General features: G+C 72.3%; 16 protein-coding genes. 5 read left to right on the top strand and 11 right to left on the bottom strand.

Features of this window, described 5'->3' with window-relative positions:
* Window positions 1-17: 17 nt before the first annotated feature.
* The 4 genes from DEO23_RS08405 to DEO23_RS08390 are packed head-to-tail and all read right to left on the bottom strand — an operon-like array spanning window position 18 to window position 2780.
* Complete coding sequence (locus DEO23_RS08405; protein WP_109275502.1) at window positions 18-407, bottom strand: RNA-binding S4 domain-containing protein; 390 nt, start codon at window positions 405-407, stop codon at window positions 18-20.
* Window positions 404-1930: an amidase gene (locus DEO23_RS08400; RefSeq protein ID WP_109275501.1), complete on the bottom strand. Its 1527-nt coding sequence runs from the start codon at window positions 1928-1930 to the stop codon at window positions 404-406. The genes DEO23_RS08405 and DEO23_RS08400 overlap by 4 nt, the downstream gene beginning before the upstream one ends.
* On the bottom strand, window positions 1927-2406 hold the full coding sequence (locus DEO23_RS08395) for a low molecular weight protein-tyrosine-phosphatase (protein ID WP_109275500.1): 480 nt from the start codon (window positions 2404-2406) through the stop codon (window positions 1927-1929). Before DEO23_RS08395 ends, DEO23_RS08400 begins: the two co-directional genes overlap by 4 nt.
* Window positions 2403-2780: a GNAT family N-acetyltransferase gene (locus DEO23_RS08390; protein ID WP_109275499.1), complete on the bottom strand. Its 378-nt coding sequence runs from the start codon at window positions 2778-2780 to the stop codon at window positions 2403-2405. The genes DEO23_RS08395 and DEO23_RS08390 overlap by 4 nt, the downstream gene beginning before the upstream one ends.
* Before the next feature lie 25 nt (window positions 2781-2805).
* Between DEO23_RS08390 and DEO23_RS08385 the strand changes: the two genes are divergently transcribed.
* Both DEO23_RS08385 and DEO23_RS08380 read left to right on the top strand, forming a co-directional pair.
* A complete protein-coding gene (locus DEO23_RS08385; RefSeq protein ID WP_109275498.1) occupies window positions 2806-3171 on the top strand; it encodes a DUF952 domain-containing protein in 366 nt (121 codons plus the stop codon).
* 72 nt (window positions 3172-3243) lie between these two features.
* Entirely contained in the window at window positions 3244-3864 is a 621-nt protein-coding gene (locus DEO23_RS08380) for an L-threonylcarbamoyladenylate synthase (protein ID WP_109275497.1), read from the top strand.
* A gap of 56 nt (window positions 3865-3920) precedes the next feature.
* Here the strand turns inward: DEO23_RS08380 and DEO23_RS08375 are convergent, their stop codons facing one another.
* The 3 genes from DEO23_RS08375 to DEO23_RS08365 form a co-directional block, all read right to left on the bottom strand.
* The gene (locus DEO23_RS08375) at window positions 3921-5300 is read right to left on the bottom strand and encodes an MFS transporter (protein WP_109275496.1); all 1380 of its coding nucleotides are present in this window, start codon (window positions 5298-5300) and stop codon (window positions 3921-3923) included.
* Between the two features lie 111 nt (window positions 5301-5411).
* A complete protein-coding gene (locus DEO23_RS08370) occupies window positions 5412-5648 on the bottom strand; it encodes a hypothetical protein (RefSeq protein ID WP_109275495.1) in 237 nt (78 codons plus the stop codon).
* A 37-nt stretch (window positions 5649-5685) separates the two neighbouring features.
* Entirely contained in the window at window positions 5686-6426 is a 741-nt protein-coding gene (locus DEO23_RS08365; protein WP_109275494.1) for a gamma-glutamyl-gamma-aminobutyrate hydrolase family protein, read from the bottom strand.
* Window positions 6427-6582: 156 nt separating this feature from the next.
* On the opposite strand from DEO23_RS08365, the gene DEO23_RS08360 reads away from it, so the two are divergent.
* Window positions 6583-7296, top strand: coding sequence for a type 1 glutamine amidotransferase (locus DEO23_RS08360; protein ID WP_109275493.1), 714 nt, complete (start codon window positions 6583-6585; stop codon window positions 7294-7296).
* 70 nt (window positions 7297-7366) lie between these two features.
* Here the strand turns inward: DEO23_RS08360 and DEO23_RS08355 are convergent, their stop codons facing one another.
* From DEO23_RS08355 to gcvT, 4 genes are all read right to left on the bottom strand, one after another.
* Entirely contained in the window at window positions 7367-8578 is a 1212-nt protein-coding gene (locus DEO23_RS08355) for a cobalamin-independent methionine synthase II family protein (RefSeq protein WP_109275492.1), read from the bottom strand.
* Window positions 8579-8666: 88 nt separating this feature from the next.
* The gene (gcvP, locus tag DEO23_RS08350; protein ID WP_109275491.1) at window positions 8667-11654 is read right to left on the bottom strand and encodes an aminomethyl-transferring glycine dehydrogenase; all 2988 of its coding nucleotides are present in this window, start codon (window positions 11652-11654) and stop codon (window positions 8667-8669) included.
* Between the two features lie 43 nt (window positions 11655-11697).
* Complete coding sequence (gcvH, locus tag DEO23_RS08345; RefSeq protein WP_109275490.1) at window positions 11698-12069, bottom strand: glycine cleavage system protein GcvH; 372 nt, start codon at window positions 12067-12069, stop codon at window positions 11698-11700.
* A 143-nt stretch (window positions 12070-12212) separates the two neighbouring features.
* Window positions 12213-13337 carry a glycine cleavage system aminomethyltransferase GcvT gene (gcvT, locus tag DEO23_RS08340; RefSeq protein ID WP_109275489.1) on the bottom strand — a complete coding sequence of 375 codons (1125 nt, stop codon included), beginning with the start codon at window positions 13335-13337 and terminating at the stop codon, window positions 12213-12215.
* Between the two features lie 188 nt (window positions 13338-13525).
* Between gcvT and DEO23_RS08335 the strand changes: the two genes are divergently transcribed.
* Window positions 13526-14047 carry a GNAT family N-acetyltransferase gene (locus DEO23_RS08335; RefSeq protein ID WP_240613298.1) on the top strand — a complete coding sequence of 174 codons (522 nt, stop codon included), beginning with the start codon at window positions 13526-13528 and terminating at the stop codon, window positions 14045-14047.
* Window positions 14048-14115: 68 nt separating this feature from the next.
* Complete coding sequence (locus DEO23_RS08330) at window positions 14116-14964, top strand: aldo/keto reductase (protein WP_109275488.1); 849 nt, start codon at window positions 14116-14118, stop codon at window positions 14962-14964.
* Window position 14965 lies beyond the last annotated feature (1 nt).

Here is a 14965-nt window from a genome sequence, read left to right as displayed (position 1 = left end):
GCGCCGGCCGCGTCCGCTCAGTGGTCCCCGGTGCTCTCGTCGCGCCTGCGCAGCCGGTCCATCTCCCGGCGTTCCTTCTTGGTGGGGCGGCCCGCGCCGCGCTCACGGCGCGGAGGGGCGGCCAGCAGCTGCGGTGCGGGCTCGGGTGAGTGATCCTCGTAGGCCTCGCGGGCGACCGGGGCGCCCACACGCTTGGAGAGCAGACGGGTCACCACCACGACCCGCTCGCGTCCGGGCCGGCGGATCCGCAGCTCGTCGCCCACGCTGATCCTCTGGGCCGCCTTGATCGCCTCACCCTCTCGGCGCACGTGCCCGCCGCGGCAGGCAGTGGTCGCCGCCGATCGGGTGGGGAACAGGCGCACGCTCCACAGCCAGACGTCCGCGCGCACGGCGGCCTGCTCCGTCACGGTGTGGGGACCTCGTGCACACCGGGCCAGGGATCGACGTGCTCGAGCTGGGCCGCGAGGGCGAGCAGCAGCTCGTCGTCCCCTGCTCGGACCGCGCCCAGCTGCACACCGAACGGCAGCTCGACGCCCTCGATGGATTCCCGGTGCAGCGGCAGCGACATCGCCGCCCGACCGGTCATGTTCCACGTGCTGGTCCACGGGGTGAAGGCGCACTGGGCGTCGAAGTCCGCTGCCGGGTCCTCGAGCTGGAGGTCGGCCGGGAATGCGGGCGGGCCGGCGAGCGTGGGTGTCAGCACGACGTCGAGGTCCTCGAAGGCCTCCCCGACCTCCCGGGCGAGCTGCTGCATGCCCGTCAGGGCACCGCCGAGGGCGCGACCGTCGTACTCACGACCCCGTGCGCGCAGCCACCGGGTGAGCGGCATCAGCCGGGCCTCAGCCTCCGCGGGGAGATCCATGGCTGCGGCACCGACCGTCCACAGCGGCATGAAGGTGCGCCAGCGATCGGTATCGAAGGGCGCGGGGACCGCGCTCACCCGGTGGCCGAGCCCGCGCAGCGCCTCGGCCGCGCGCTCGCTCGCGCGCAGCGCGGCCGGATGCACATCGGTCGCGATGGCGAGAGGGTCGGTCAGCAGGCCGATGCGCAGACCCCGGGGCGCCCTCTCGGTGAGCGCGAGGTAGGACTCGGCGGGCGTGGATCGGGGGAAAGCGTCGCCGGGCCGCACACGGGCGAGCAGGTCCAGGCCGAGGGCGGTGTCGCGGACGGTGCGGGCCAGCACACCGTCGGTGACCAGCCCCGGTCCCTCGGCGCCGTGGGGACCGGGCGAGACCAGCCCCCGTGAGGGCTTCAGTCCGACGATTCCGCAGCAGGCGGCGGGGATCCGGATCGACCCGCCGCCGTCGGACCCGTGGGCGATCGGCACGATGCCGCTGGCGACGGCGGCCGCGGCCCCGCCGCTCGAGCCGCCCGCCGTGCGGCGGGTGTCCCACGGGGTGCGGGCCGGAGCGGAGGTCGCAGGTTCGGTGTAGCAGGGCAGGCCGAACTCGGGGGTGGTGGTCTTCCCGATCGTCACGGTCCCGGCATCGAGCACGTCCTGCGCGACGCCGTCGGTGACCTCCGCCCTGTTCCCCCGCAGCACGGCGCTGCCGGCCTCGAAGGGCTCCCCCTGGATGCGGGAGAGGTCCTTGATCGGCATCGGGACGCCGAGGAGAGGCCGTTCCCGCGCCAGCCGCTCCCGGTCGGAGGTTCCGCTCACCCGCTCGATCTCGCGGGCTGCGGCCTCGGCCTGTGCCCGGCTGCGCTCGGGCAGCAGATGGGCGAAGGCGCCCACCTGCGGCCCCACCGTGCGAGCGGCCTCGAGGACGTGCTCGGTGTGCTCGCGCACGTCGATCGTGCTCTCGCGCAGGGCGCGGGCCAGGGAGAGCGTGTCGGAGCGGGCCGCACGGTCGATCTCTGCGCGGTCGGCCGCGGCACCCTCCCCGCCCGGGCGAGGGGCGCGTCCGCCGGCCGGGTGCGACGAGGTCATGCCAGGCGGGAGCGCACGTGCTCGACGATGCCGCGCGAGGCGGCCTCGATCTTGTCGGCCGTGTCCTCGAAGTCCGTGCTGTCGCCGTACCAGGGATCGCGGATCCCCAGGTCCTCGGGCGCATCGGGATCGAACTCCCGCAGCATGTGGAGCCGATCGGCCAGGTTCTTGCCCCCGACCCGCTCGATCGGGCCCACGTGGTCGTGATCGAGGGCGAGCACGAGGTCGGCCTGCGCGAGCTCCTGAGCGGTCACCTGGTGCGCGCGATGGGAGGAGGGGTCGAAGCCGAGCTCCCGGAGCTTCGCCCCGGCGCGGGCGTCGATCGGTTCACCGCTCTCCCAGCTCGTGGTGCCGCCGGAGCTGATCTCGACGCGCTCGCCCAGGCCCTCGTCCTCGAACGCGCCGCGCAGCATGTACTCGGCCATCGGTGAACGGCAGATGTTGCCGGTGCACACGGTGATGATCCTGAAGGTCACGAACGGCCCTCCCGGGCGTCGGGCGTCTGGGCGTCGGGCGATGGCTCCCCGGGCGAGGGCTCGTCGGACGGCGTCCCCGCGCCGTGACCGGGATGGCGCTCGAGATAGCCGTGGGCGAACCAGCAGGTGGCCTCGATGTCCAGGCCCGCCTCCTCGGCGTCCGCGATCGCGGTGCGCACGAGCGCGGTGCCGATTCCGCGACGTCCGTGCTCGGGGTCGACGACGGTCGACAGGATGTCGCGCGCGTCCTCGTGGCTGCCGGGTCCGTACTGCAGGACGCCGATCAGGTGATCGTCCAGGAGTGCCTCGTATCGCTCCCGATCAGCCGCATGGGTGATGCGCAGTCCTTCGGCGCCTCGTCCGCTGTTGCCCATGGGGCATCACGGTACACTGCCGGGCATGCCTGCGCCTCTGATCTGGCACATCACCGAACGTTCCGCCTGGGACGCGGCAGTGCCCACCGGCCGCTACACGTGCTCCACCCGCGGCCGCACGCTCGACGAGGTCGGCTACATCCACGCGTCCTGGCCCGAGCAGATCTCGATGGTCGCCAAGCGGGTCTATCCCGACCGGCCGACGGACCTCGTCATCCTCGAGATCGACGTGCAGCGCGTCGAGGCGGCGGGCATCGCCGTCGACGTCGAGCAGGACTCGGAGAGCTCGGGCCGCTCCTACCCGCACATCCGCGGCCCGGTCCCCATCAGCGCCGTGGTGCGCCTGCGCCGTACCAAGTGGCTGGGACGGGAGTTCGTGGTCGTGGCCTGAGCGTCTCCCCGCTCGCCGTCCTCCTCCCTCTCCCCCGTCGTCACACCGGCCTCCGCGGACGTAGCATCGAGCATGGCCCGATACCTGGACATCCATCCCGTCGATCCGCAGCCGCGTCTGATCGACCAGGCGGTGAGGATCCTGCACGAGGGCGGACTGATCGCCTACCCCACGGACTCCTGCTACGCGCTGGGCTGCACCCTCGACGCCCACCAGGGTCTGGTCCGGATCCGTCGCATCCGACAGGTCGGCGCCGATCACGACTTCACGCTCGTGTGCGCCGACTTCAAGCAGCTCTCGCAGTTCGTCCTGGTCTCGAACCCCGTGTTCCGCCTGGTCAAGAACACCACCCCGGGGCCGTACACGTTCATCCTGCGGGCCACGAAGGAGGTGCCGCGGCGGATGGCGCACCCTCGCAAGAAGACCGTCGGCGTGCGCATCCCCGAGCACAGGGTCACCCATGCCCTGGTGGAGGCCCTCGGGGAGCCGATCGTCTCCTCGACATTGCTGCTGCCGGGCCAGGAGACGCCGCCGTCCCAGGGCTGGGAGGTCCAGGACGTGCTGGACCATCAGCTCGAGGCGATCATCGACTCCGGCGAGGTGGGCACCGAGCCGACGAGCGTCATCGACCTCACCGGGGACGTCGCCGAGATCCGGCGCGAAGGTTCCGGTGACCTCTCGATGCTCCTCTGATCCGGGAAGGCGCCTCGGACCGGGACGCCACGCGGGCTCAGCGCCGCCCCTCGACCTCAGCGAGCGCCGGCGGGCCCGTCACTCTCCTCTGCCCGGCCCCCTCCCCCGGCGCAGGTGGCGAGAGCCCCGGAGAACGCGAGGATCCCGAGCGCGTACACGGGGACCAGCCAGAGCGCGTACCGCAGGGTCAGCGCGTCGGCCAGGGCTCCCACGATCGGCGGTGTCACGAAGAAGCCGATGCGCGCGAACCAGCCGACCACGGTGATCCCGAGCCCGTGCGGGACGCCCTCCATCTCGTCGGCCGCGCGGAAGGCCGCGGGGAACAGCGTCGCGATCCCCCACCCCGCGCACGCGAAGCCGATCAGGGCCGTGACCGGGTGAGGCAGCAGCAGCGCGAAGGCCATCCCGGCCCCGCTCAGCAGGGCCCCCAGCCGCGCGGTCAGCCGGTCACCGAGTCGGTCCACGACCCCGTCGCCCACGAAGCGGCCGATGGTCTGCGTCCCCTGCAGAGCGACGAAGGCGAGACCGGCGAGGAACGGGGTCGCGGCGAAGGTGTCGCGCATGAACAGCGCGCCCCAGGTGTTGCCGGCGTCCTCGGTGGCGCCGGCGAAGACGAGCACGAGGCCCAGGGCTGCGATCGCGAGCAGGCCTCGCGTCGCGGCGTGGCGCGACCGTCCTCGTCCTCGCGCTGCGGCGTCGATCCTCTCGCTCTTCTCAGCGGTCCCGGGATCGACGGGGCCGGAGGCCGAGGCCTCTGCCGCCGCTGATTCCCCACCCGTACCGGCCGAGGCCGGGGAGGGCGCCGCCGCTCCTGCCTCGAGGACGGCCGGACGACGCTCGGTCGAGTCATGACCGCCGAGCAGGAAGCGCCTGCTGCCCACGGCGAGAGCTCCGAAGACCACGAGCCCGACGAGGCCCTGGATCCACAGCGGCACGGCGAGCTGCGCGCAGGCCGAGCCGAGGAGCCCGCCGGTGACGGCACCGAGCGACCACCAGCCGTGATAGCTGTTCAGGATCGAGCGGCGGTAGCGGCGCTCGACGCGCATCCCGTGGGCGTTCATCGAGACGTCGGTGATCGCGTCGCTGGCGGCGGCCAGGAACAGGGCGACGGCCAGCCACAGCCAGGTGGCCGAGGTGTAGACGAGCAGGTGGACGGTGCTCGCGACCACCTGGAAGGTCACTGCGACGCGCGCCGAGCCCCACCGGGCCATCAGCGGCGCGGCCAGCAGGCCCGCGGCGAGCCCGCCGATGGGCCCGAGCCCGACCGCCAGTCCGAAGGAGCCGTTGGACAGCCCGATGGACTCCACCAGCTGGGGGTAACGCGGGAGGATCGCGCAGAACGAGGCGCCGTTGAGGAAGAAGATCAGCGAGACGGCCCAGCGGGCGTGACGGGCGTCGGCCGCGATCGGGGCGTGCCGCGTGCGTGGGGAGGACACGTCGTCGGTTCCTTCCGGGGCATGGGGTGGGACGTGGACGGGCCCCGCCCTCCGTGCGGAGGACGGGGCCCGTCGCGACGGCGCGGCACCGGTCTCAGATGCCGCCGCGCGTCATTTCAGCAGTGCGGGGATCGCCTGGAAGGCGAGGAACAGGGACAGGATGCACATCCCCAGGCCCACCACGAACAGGAACCAGGCGATGGTGTAGAGGCTCATGACCCACAGCCCGCCGATGAACAGTCCGAACACGACGATGAACAGCACCCAGGTCACCACGGGGTTGTGCGCGGAGGGCGTATCGGCCTCCTGCCGGGCGTGATCGGAGTGCGGGTCGGTCGTGGAGCTCATCGTTCCTCCAGGGAATGCAGCGGGGACACCCCTTATCCTAGACCAGCGCGCCCCCGTCGGCGCGCGCAGGAAGCGCGTGGATCGCGGTGACGAGCGCCTCGAACAGCCCGTCTTGCTCGCGGTCGAGCTCGGGATGCCACTGCACGGCCAGCACGGGGGCCCCGTCGACCGCCTCGAGGGCGAGCGGCAGACCACTGGCATGACGACCGACGACGCGCAGCCCGGCACCGACATTCCGCGCACCCTGGTGGTGGAAGGCCGTCACCTCGGGCTGGGTACCGACGGCCAGGGCGACGTCGCTCGCGGCCTCCACGTCGACCTCGACCCGGGTGGGCCGCTCCCCCGTGCGGGGGTGTGCCGGGAGGTCCTCGGGCAGGTGCTGGTGGAGGTCGCCGCCCTCGGCGACGGTGATGATCTGCAGCCCGCGGCAGATGCCCAGGACCGGCAGCCCGACGCGTCGCGCGGCGCGGTACAGGGAGGTCTCGAAGGCGTCGCGCTCCGGGGCGGGCGTCATGTCCGTGGCCCGCACCGGGGCGCCGTAGCCGGCGGGGTCGAGGTCGGCGCCGCCGCTGAGGACGATCCCGTCGAGCTCGGCCAGCTCCTCGTCGGTCCACTCGTCCTGCGGCGCGAGGATCACCGGCCGCGCACCTGCGCGGCGGATCGCGGCGACGTAGTGCTCGGTGAGCACCACCGCCTCGTGCCCTTCCCAGGCGCCGGACATCAGGGTGGACGTCCCAGCGGTCACGCCGATGAGCGGGCGACGGGTGCGCTCAGCCATGAGAGGTCCTTCCATCCTGTGGTCTCCCGCGCAGCGGGAACGATGATCCGACGTCGCCGGTCGGCGCGTCGGGATCCATGGGACCTCGCGGGCGCCACCGGGCGCCACGTGTGTGGCCGAATGTGTCGCGGGCACGGCCTCTGATAGGAATCGGTCATGTCGCTGGACCAGCCCGAGATGCTCGTCATCGAGCACGAGACCGATTGCCCGCCCGCCGTGCTCGCCGATGTGCTGGCCGAGCAGGGGGTCACGCTGCGCCTGGTGCGCGCGCACCGCGGCGAGCCGATCCCCGAGGACCTGCGCCACGTCGAGGGGCTGGCGATCCTCGGGGGAGGCATGGACGCCGACGACGACGCCTCCCACCCGTGGTTCCCCACCGTGCGCGCCCTGATCCGCACCGCGCGTGATCGCGGGGTGCCCACTCTCGGGATCTGCCTGGGCGCCCAGCAGCTGGCGCTCGCCCTCGAGGGGCGGATGGGCAGACGAGCGGTGGCCGAGGTCGGGATCCTGCCGGTCCGGGCCACCGACGACGGCGCCCAGGACCCGCTGATCTCGGCGCTGGGCCCCGATCCCCAGGTGCTGCAGTGGCACCAGGACCAGGTCGAGGAGATGCCGCCGTCCTCGCGGCTGCTGGCCACCGGAACGGACGGCTCGATCCAGGCCTTCGTCACCGAGGGGATCGCCTGGGGCGTCCAGTTCCATCCCGAGGTCACACCCGAGGTGGTCGCACGCTGGGCGGCCACCAGCGACCTGCTGCCCGTGGGCTCCACCCCGGAGCAGCAGGCCGCGGCCGTGGAGGAGGCCGAGGGGCCGCGGGCCTCCTGGCACGGCCTGCTGGCGGCCTTCGCAGGGATCGTGCGCGGCGACTGACCGTTCCCCGTCCCCTCCACGGCGGTCTGCTTCGCCGGAGGGCCTCGGCGCCCACCCGGCGGCCTCGGCCTCAGAGGCGCGCGGAGGCGAGCGCCGCTCCCTGGACGAGGGAGTCGAGCTTGGCCCAGGCGATGTCGGGGTGGACGCGTCCGCCCAGCCCGCAGTCGGTGGAGGCGATCACACGCTCGGGACCCACGGCGCGCGCGAAGCGTTCGAGCCGCTGCGCGACGAGTTCCGGGTGCTCCACGACGTTGGTGGAGTGGGAGACGACACCGGGGACGATGACCTTGTCGGCGGGCAGGTCGAGCTTCTCCCACACGGTCCACTCGTGCTCGTGGCGCACGTTGGCGGCCTCGAAGCTGAAGTACTTCGCGTGGATGTCGAGCATGGTCGGGGCGAGGTGCTCGAACTCGAGGTCCGTGGTGTGGGGGCCGTGCCAGGATCCCCAGCACAGGTGGAAGCGCACCTGCTCGGCGGGGATCCCCTCGAGCGCGCGGTTCACGGCGTCGATGCGCTTGCGCGTGAAGGCCAGGTAGTCCTCGACGCTGGGCTCGGGATTGATCTGGTCGAAGTTCTCGGCGATCGAGGGATCGTCGATCTGCAGCAGCAGGCCGGAGTCGGCGATCGCCCGGTACTCGGGGCGCATGACCTCGACCCAGGCGTCGAGGAAGGCGTCGACGTCGCCGTAGTGATCGTCCTGGATGCGGCTGCCGGATCCCGGCGAGAGCGTGTTGAGGAAGCCCTGGGAGATGCCGTGGGCGTCGAGGGCGCCGCGGAGGTTGCGGATGTCCTGGTCGACGAGGTCGCGGCCCAGATCGGTGAAGGCGACCTCCCCGGTAGCCGCGGGGAACACGTGCTGCTCCCCCAGCGAGATGCCGGAGGCCGGGTCGGCGTAGGCGTCGGCGAAGCGCACCCAGTCCCGACGGTCGGCGAAGCTCGTGAGCTGCACGTCCCCGGGGGCGGAGCGCACGGGTGCCTGCGTGCGATGGTCGACGCCGGTGACCTCGAGGCCGCTCACCCGGTCGAAGACGTAGCTCCACCAGGTCCCGTAGTTGTAGGTCGATCCCATCGCGTGGCCGTACTCGCCGTCGTTGGGGACGGTGATGCCCACCCGCTGCTGGCGGGCGACGATGTCGTCGACCGCGTCCGCGAGGATCTCGCGGAACTCGTCGGTGACGACGGGGGTGACACCGTCCTCGGCGAGCGCACGGGAGGCGTTGGCCTCGATGAGCTCGGGGGTGCGAGGGAGGGAGCCGGCGTGGGACGTGAGGATCTCGGTCATGCTCGCAGGCTACGAAGTTCCCTCCGCATCTGCGACACGACCTGACATCCGCGTTCACACCGCCGGCTCTCCCCGACCTCCGCCGGGCTCAGGATTCCGCGTACGCCTCGGGGCTCTGGCAGGTGCACACCAGATTGCGGTCACCGTAGGCCTGGTCGATCCGGCGCACCGGCGGCCAGTACTTGCCGGCGATCCGCATCTGCTCGCTGTCATGGCGGTCCGCGCCGTACGCCCCGCGGGAGGCCCACACCCCCGGGTACACCGCGATCTCGCGTGAGTAGGGATGCTCCCACTCGTTGCTCGCGATCGAGCGTGCCGTGTGCGGGGCGTTGACCAGCGGGTTGTCGTCCGCGGGCCAGGTGCCGTCGGCGACCTGCTCGGCCTCCCGGGCGATCTGCAGCATCGCGTCCACGAAGCGGTCCAGCTCGGGGAGGTCCTCGGACTCGGTGGGCTCGACCATCAGGGTGCCCGCCACCGGGAAGGACATGGTGGGCGCGTGGAAGCCGTAGTCGATCAGGCGCTTGGCGACGTCGTCGACGGTGATCCCGGTGCGCGCGGTGAACGGACGCAGGTCGAGGATGCACTCGTGGGCGACCAGACCGTTCTCCCCGCGGTAGAGGATGTCGAAGGCGGACTGCAGGCGCGAGGCCAGGTAGTTCGCCCCGAGCACCGCGGAGGCGGTCGCATGGCGCAACCCCGAGGCACCCATCAGGCGGATGTAGGCCCACGGGATCGGCAGGATCGACGGGGAGCCGTAGGGCGCCTGGGAGACGGGGGCACCGCCGTGGACGGCCCGCGGGTGCCCGGCGACGTAGTGCTCGGGGTCCTGCATCATCGGGTGGCCGGGCAGGAACGGCGCCAGGTGCGCCTTGGCCGCCACCGGGCCGACGCCCGGACCGCCGCCCCCGTGGGGGATGCAGAAGGTCTTGTGCAGGTTCAGGTGGGAGACGTCGCCGCCGAACTCGCCGGGCCGCGCGACCTCGACCATCGCGTTGAGGTTCGCGCCGTCGACGTACACCTGGCCCCCGGCGTCGTGGACGAGCTCGCACACGGTGCGCACCTGCTGCTCGTAGACGCCGTGGGTGGAGGGGTAGGTGATCATGATGGCGGCGAGCTCGTCGCCGTGGTCCTTGATCTTCTGCTGGAGGTCCTCGACGTCGACGTTGCCCTCGGCGTCGGAGGCGACCACGACCACCCGCAGGCCCGCCAGCACGGCGGAGGCGGCATTCGTGCCGTGGGCGCTCGCGGGGACCAGGCACACGGTGCGCTCGCTCTCGCCACGCGAGAGATGGTAGGCGCGGATCGCGAGCAGGCCCGCGTACTCGCCCTGCGAACCGGCGTTGGGCTGCAGCGAGACGGTGTCGTAGCCCGTGATGTCGGCGAGGTAGCGCTCGAGGGAGTCGATCAGCTCGAGGTAGCCGGTGACGTCCTCGCGGGGCGCGAAGGGGTGGACGGCCGCGAACTCGGGCCAGGTCACCGCGCTCATCTCGACGGCGGCGTTGAGCTTCATCGTGCACGAGCCCAGCGGGATCATGCCGCGGTCCAGGGCGTAGTCCTGGTCGGCCAGACGCCGCAGGTAGCGCATCAGCGCCGTCTCGGAGTGGAAGGAGGAGAAGACGGGATCGGTGAGATACGGGCTGGTGCGGTGCAGCTCGGCGGGCCAGGCACGGCCGATCTCGGCGAGCCCGTCCTCCTCGTCCCCCTCCGGCGGGGCGGACGCGGCGGGGGCGAAGTCCTCGAGCACCTGCACGATCGCGTCCAGCGTCTCGGCGTCGGTGGTCTCGTCGAGGCTGAGCCGCACGGTGTCGGCGTCGACGGCGCGGACCAGGTAGCCCGCGGCACCGAAGGCCTGCACGACCTCCTCGGCCCGCCCCTCGACGGTGACGGTGAGGGTGTCGAAGACGGCCTCGTGGGCCAGGGCGAAGCCGCTCTGGCGCAGCGCGGAGGCGAGATCGCTGGTGCGGGCGGCGACCTGGCGGGCGATGCGACGCAGTCCGTCGGGCCCGTGGTGGACGGCGTACATCGAGGCCATCACCGCGAGCAGCACCTGGGCGGTGCAGATGTTCGAGGTCGCCTTCTCGCGGCGGATGTGCTGCTCGCGGGTCTGCAGGGCGAGCCGCAGCGCGGGCGATCCCTCGGAGTCCTGGGAGATGCCGACGAGCCGACCGGGCAGCTGACGCTCGAGGCCCTTGGCCACCGACATGAACCCGGCGTGGGGGCCGCCGAAGCCGAGCGGGACGCCGAAGCGCTGGGAGGAGCCCACGGCCACGTCGGCCCCGAGCTCACCGGGAGAGGCCAGCAGCGTGAGCGCGAGCAGGTCCGTCGCCAGCACGAGCTTGCCGCCCGCGGCGTGGACGGCCTCGGCCAGCGGCTGCGGGTCCCACACCAGTCCGGAGGCCGCGGGGTACTGGGCGAGGACACCGAAGGCTCCGTCCTCGAGGGCGGATGCGGCCGAGGACGGGTCCTTGAGGTCCGCCGTGACCAGGTCGATGCCGACGGCCTCGGCGCGGCCGCGCACGACCGCGTCGGTCGCGGCGAAGACGTCCTCGTCGATCACGAAGCGGCCGACCTTCGCCCGGGTGGCGCGCCGCGCGAGCAGCATCCCCTCGGCCGCGCTCGTGGCCTCGTCGAGCATCGAGGAGTTCGCGATCGGCAGGCCGGTCAGGTCGGAGACCACCGTCTGGTAGTTCAGCAGCGCCTCGAGCCGACCCTGGGAGATCTCGGGCTGGTAGGGCGTGTAGGCCGTGTACCAGGCGGGATTCTCCAGGATGTTGCGCTGGATCGCCGCGGGGGTGATGGTGCCGTAGTAGCCCTCGCCCAGCAGCGGGGTGCGCACCGTGTTGGCGCGGGCGAGCTCGCGCAGCTCCGCCAGCACCTCCCGCTCCCCGACCCCTTCGCCGAGGGCCTCGTCCGTGCGCGGATCCAGCAGGATCGTGCCCGGGACGGTCTTCTCCAGGAGGGTGTCGAGGTCCTGGACCCCGATGGTCTCGAGCATGCGGCGCTGGGCCGCCTCGTCGGTGCCGACGTGCCGGTGGACGAAGGCGTCATGGGGGAACTGGCTGGTGGTGCTGCTCATCGACGTAGGTCGCCTCGCGTGGTGGTGGTGATGGGTGATTCGGTCACTCGCCGGTGAACTCGGTGTACTCCTGGGCCTCCATGAGATCCGGGGGCAGCGAAAGGAAGGAGGCCTTGACCAGCCAGCCGTCCTCGAAGGGCGAGGAGTTCACGAGCTCGGGCTCGTCGACGACCGCCTGGTTGACCTCGGTGACGGTCCCGTCGAGCGGGGAGAACAGGTCGGAGACGGACTTGGTGGACTCGATCTCGCCCATCTCCGTCCCGGCGCTGATGCTCGCTCCGACCTCGGGCAGGTCGACGTAGACCACGTCGCCCAGCTGGCCGGCGGCGAAGTCGGTGACGCCGATGACGGCCACGCCGTCCTCGTCGACGCGGACCCACTCGTGGTCCCTGCTGTACAGGAGCTCTCCGCTCATGGTGCTGTCCTTCCGATGGGGCGATGGGGCGATGGGGTGGTTCGGACGTCGATGGAGCTGACGCCGGTGGGGCGATGGCCGGTCGCGAGGACCGGGAGCCACGTCGTGGCGGGTCGGGACCGAGTATGACGGACCGGCAGCCCTCAGGAGCGTCGGTAGAAGGGCAGGGGGACGACGGTCGCGGGCAGGTCCTTGCCGCGGACGTCGATCACGACCTCGGTCCCCTCCGCGCTCGCGGCGGGATCGAGGTAGGCGAGGGCGATGGGGTGGCCGAGGGTCGGGGAGAGCACGCCGGAGGTGACCTCGCCGATCTCCTGGCCGTCCTGATCGCGGATCGCCGCCCCGGCGCGCCCGGCCCGGCGACCTTCGGCGGCGAGGCCGACGAGCACGGGCAGTGCGCCGGCGTCGGCGGCCTCGACGGCCTCCCGGCCCACGAAGTCGCCCTTGGAGGTGAGGGCGACGACGCGCCCCATGCCGGCCTGGGCCGGGTAGGTGCTGCGGCTGAGCTCGTGGCCGTACAGCGGCATCCCGGCCTCCAGGCGCAGGGTGTCGCGGCTGGCGAGTCCGCAGCAGGTCAGCTCGGCTCCCCCGGCCTCGGTCAGCACCGCCCACAGCGACAGGGCGCGCTCGGCGGGCACGTACAGCTCGAAGCCGTCCTCCCCGGTGTAGCCGGTGCGCGCCACCAGCAGCTCGTCGTCCTCGAAGCTCCCGGTGATGACCCGGTAGTACTTCAACTCGGCGATCTCCTGGAGGGTGATGCCGGTGCGGCCCGCGACCATGGCGCGGGTGACGATGTCCGCGCTGGACGGTCCCTGCACGGCGATCAGGGCGACCTCGGTGGAGCGGTCCTGGACGCGCACGTCCAGACCCTCGCTCCGGGTGCATAGCTCCTGCGCGACGACCTCCGCGTTCGAGGCGTTGGCGACCACCAGGAAGCGCTCCTCGCCCAGGCGGTAGACGATCAGGTCGTCGATGATCCCGCCGTCCTCGGTGAGCATCAGGGAGTACTTGGCGCGACCTTCCGAGATCCCGGAGAGCTTGCCGGCCAGCGCATGGTCCAGGGCCTCCCCCGCCTGCGGGCCGACGAGCTCGATCTCGCCCATGTGGCTGAGATCGAAGATCCCCGCGTGCTCGCGCACGGCCCGGTGCTCGGCCAGGTCCGAGGTGTACCGCACGGGCATCTGCCATCCCGCGAAGTCCGTGAAGGTCGCCCCCTGCTCCTCGTGGACGGGCTGCAACGGCGTGGTGCGGGACGTGGCGTCGGGCATCTGCTCTCCTGATCCGATCGGGCGGCTCACCCTCGGGCCGTCCCCGCGCAGGTGGGAGGGGACGACCAGGGGCGCTCGCCGCGTCCTCGCGGCGCTGCTCTCACTGTACCGGGGCGGGCGGGTAGACTGGGACGGTGACTCGGGAAGGTACATGGGAATGGCCGATCACGATCCGAGGGGATCGGGTCGTGATCCGCGCACCCGAGGACCCCGATCGCGCGGAGCTGATCCGGCTGATGACGGACCCGATCACCCGTGAGTACCTGGGCGGTTCGGTCGACTACGCCTCCCGCCAGGCCCTCGAGCTCTCCCCTCTGGGCCTGAGCTGGGGCCACTGGGTGATCGCCCGCGCCGAGGACGAGAGTCGGATGATCGGCTCGATCACCCTGGACTACGACCGCGGCGAGCTCGAGCTGTCCTACGCCCTGCTGCCCGAGGCGACCGGGCAGGGCCTGGCCGCGGCATCCTGCCGGCAGCTGCTCGCCTGGGCGCAGGAGAACCTCGAGGACGACCACGTGATCGCGGTGACCCAGACCCGCAACAAGCGCAGCGTGGCCCTGCTCCAGCGACTGGGCTTCAGTGTCCGCCGGGGTCTCGAGGAGTTCGGCTCCCAGCAGCTGATGATGGAGCGGTCCCTGGAGACCGCTCTGCCCAGCGCCGAGGAGATCGCCGCGTTCACCCCGCCGTACGCCCCGGCCGCCTGGCGCTGAGACTCGACGACCCCGCCGCCCGCGACCGGGCGGCGTCCACCGCACCATCGATGATCCGGGAGGATCCCTTGACAGCACAGAACACCCCCAGCGTCCCCACCACGACGTTCGCCGATGGTTCCCCCATGCCGCTGATCGGGTTCGGCACCTCCTCGACCAAGGGCGTCGAGGGCGCCGAGGCGATCGCCCGGGCGCTCCAGCAGGGGTACCGGCTGATCGACACCGCGGCCCAGTACGGCAACGAGGCGGCCGTCGGCCAGGGCCTGCGCGCCAGCGGCGTCGACCCGGCCGAGGTCGTCGTGACCACCAAGGTCGCGGGCGGGGACCAGGGTCGCGAGGCGGCCCGCACGGGCGTCCAGGAGTCGCTGCGCCGGCTCGGTCTCGAGCGCGCGGACCTGGTGCTGATCCACTGGCCCAATCCCTCCCGCGGTCTCGCGCTCGACACCTGGCGCACCCTCCTCGACCTGCGCGAGGAAGGCCTCGTCGCCCACGCGGGCGTCTCGAACTTCCGCCCCGAGCAGCTCCTGGAGCTCTTCGACGCCACCGGCGAGTGGCCCGAGGTCAACCAGATCCAGCTCTCGCCGGCCCTGCAGCGCCACGAGGCCGTCGCCTTCCACAAGGAGCACGACATCATCACCGAGGCGTGGGGCCCGCTGGGTGGGCGCGAGGGCCTCGGCGAGCAGTTCGCGATCCGTCGCATCGCCGAGAAGCACGACGCCTCGATCGCGCAGATCGCGCTGCGCTGGGCCGTGGACCAGGACATCGTCGTGATCCCCAAGTCCGTCAGCCCCGAGCGCCAGCGCGCCAACCTCGACCTCTCCGCCGTCGCCCTGGACGACGAGGACCGCGCGCTGCTGGCGACGCTCGACCTGGGCGAGGGCACCGCGTGGGACTCGCGCGAGCACGAGGAGTGGTGAG

It is taken from the genome of Brachybacterium endophyticum, assembly GCF_003130585.1.
Classification (GTDB): Bacteria; Actinomycetota; Actinomycetes; order Actinomycetales; family Dermabacteraceae; genus Brachybacterium; species Brachybacterium endophyticum.
Note: the sequence above shows the minus strand (reverse complement) of the source record. Positions and strands in the feature narration are given on the sequence as shown.